This is a genomic window from Kitasatospora sp. NPDC057512 (assembly GCF_042802135.1).
In the GTDB taxonomy this organism is placed as follows: Bacteria; Actinomycetota; Actinomycetes; order Streptomycetales; family Streptomycetaceae; genus Kitasatospora.
Genome location: NZ_JBHVET010001075.1, coordinates 1 through 2,069 on the forward strand (window position 1 = coordinate 1; position 2,069 = coordinate 2,069).

Annotated in this window: 2 protein-coding genes; one reads left to right on the plus strand and one right to left on the minus strand. The window is 74.2% G+C overall.

Going from position 1 to position 2,069, the window contains the following annotated elements:
- Positions 1 to 59: 59 nt before the first annotated feature.
- Positions 60 to 1,433 carry an MFS transporter gene (locus ACFU6K_RS37745; RefSeq protein WP_380670992.1) on the minus strand — a complete coding sequence of 458 codons (1,374 nt, stop codon included), beginning with the start codon at positions 1,431 to 1,433 and terminating at the stop codon, positions 60 to 62.
- A gap of 177 nt (positions 1,434 to 1,610) precedes the next feature.
- On the opposite strand from ACFU6K_RS37745, the gene ACFU6K_RS37750 reads away from it, so the two are divergent.
- A complete protein-coding gene (locus ACFU6K_RS37750; protein WP_380670990.1) occupies positions 1,611 to 2,036 on the plus strand; it encodes a winged helix-turn-helix transcriptional regulator in 426 nt (141 codons plus the stop codon).
- Positions 2,037 to 2,069: the final 33 nt, after the last annotated feature.

Below are 2,069 nucleotides of genomic sequence, written 5' to 3' on the forward strand. Positions count from 1 at the left end.
GTCGGAGTCCGCTCCGACAGGGCCGTTCGACTGGGGCTGCCGCTCGTTCCGAGGGGACGTCAGGCGCGCCGCCGCCGCCCGGCACCGGTGGCGGCCACCACCGCGCCCAGCCCCGCCGAGACGACCGGCACCACCAGCGCCGCCCGAAAGCCCTCCAACGCCGTGGCCCCGGCCCCCAGCGCGGCCAGGTTCACCGTGGTCACCACCGAGAGGCCGAGCGCCGCGCCGAACTGGAACGAGGTGTTGAGCAGCCCGCCGGCCAGCCCCTGCTCCTCCTCCGCGATCCCCTCGGTGGCCGCGATGGTCAGCGGCCCGTACGCGAGGGCGAAGGCGAGCCCGGTCAGCAGCATGGTCGGGAACATCATCGGGTACGTCCAGTCGGCGCCCACCGGCAGGAACAGCCCGTACGAGAGGACGGCCAGCAGGAAGCCGCCCATGATCACCCGGGCGTTGCCGTATCGCTCCACCAGCTTCGGGGTGAGGGTCGGCGCCAGCACCGAGTCCGCGCCGATCGCGAGCAGCGCGAGGCCGGTCTGCAGCGGGGACCAGCCGCGCAGGTCCTGGAGGTAGAGGGTGGCGACGAACTGGAAGCCGAAGAACGAGCCGGCGAACAGCAGCGCGCCGAGGTTGGCCCGCAGCAGCGGCCCGGAGCGCAGGATGCCCAGGCGCACCAGCGGCGCGGGCGAGCGCCGCTCGACCACCGTGAACACCGCCAGCAGGACGAGCCCGCCGGCCAGCACGGCGGCGGTGAGGCCCGCCCCCGCGCCGGGCTCGCCGATCCGGACCACGCCGTACACCAGCAGCAGCATCGCCCCGGTCACCGCGGCCGCCCCGGCCAGGTCGAAGCGCCCGCCGGACGCCTTCGCCGAAGGCGCGGCGTCGCGCGGGATCAGCGGGACGGCCGCCGCCAGCAGCCCGGCGGCCAGCAGCACCGGGGCGAAGAACACCCAGCGCCAGCTGACCGCCGTCAGCAGCCCGCCGACCACCAGGCCGAGCGAGAAGCCCGCCGCGGCCGTCCCCGCGTACACCAGCAGCGCCCGGTTGCGCCGCGGCCCCTCGGCGAAGGCGGTGGTGATGATCGACAGTCCGGCCGGGGTCATGAAGGCCGCCGACAGGCCGGTGGCGAACCGGGCCAGGATCAGCACCCAGCCCGCGTCGGCCAGCCCGCCGAGGCCGGAGAAGAGCACGAAGACGGTCAGCCAGAACAGGAACGTCCGACGCCGGCCCAGCAGGTCCGCCGCCCGGCCGCCGAGCAGCATGAAGCCGCCGTAGCCCAGCACGTACGCGCTCAGCACCCAGGACAGCGCGCCGGTGGACATGCCCAGGTCGGCGCGGATCGAGGGCAGCGCCACGTTCAGCATGGCGACGTCGATGCCCTCCAGGAAGATCGCGCCGCAGAGCACGGCCAGCACGGCGGCGGACCGGCCGCCGATCCGGGCCGGCGGCTCCTCGGGCGCCGGGGCGGCCTCCCGGCCGTTTTCGGGCAGGGCTGATGACACGGACACCTGGGGCTCCTCGGGAAGGGGGGTGGCGAGGGCCCCGGACGGTTCTCTTCCGTCCGGTCGGTTCCCTCTTGTAACCACCGCCATCCTCGGGCAGCATCAGGAGCTGTGGAAGAAGGCACTTCAAAGGAACCGACGCACTGCGCGGGTACCGAGGACGGCTACGACGTCTTCCAGTGGGACGTCCGGGAGGACTGCGAGGTGCGGCAGATCCTGGACCGGATCGCCGACAAGTGGTCGCTCCTGGTGATCGCCCTGCTGGACCGGCAGTCGCTGCGCTTCACCGAACTGCGCCGGGCGATCGACGGGGTCAGCCAGCGGATGCTCACCGTCACGCTGCGCCAGCTGGAGCGGGACGGCCTGGTCGAGCGGACGGTGCACCCGGTGGTGCCGCCCCGGGTGGACTACGCGCTGACGCCGCTCGGGCGGACCCTGCACGCCACCATCCGGTCCCTGGTCACCTGGACCGAGGCGCACCAGCGCGAGATCGCGGCGGCGCGGGCCTCGTACGACGCCCGGGAGGGCGGCTCCTGAAACCCGCGAGGGCGGGTGCGCTGCTCGCGCACC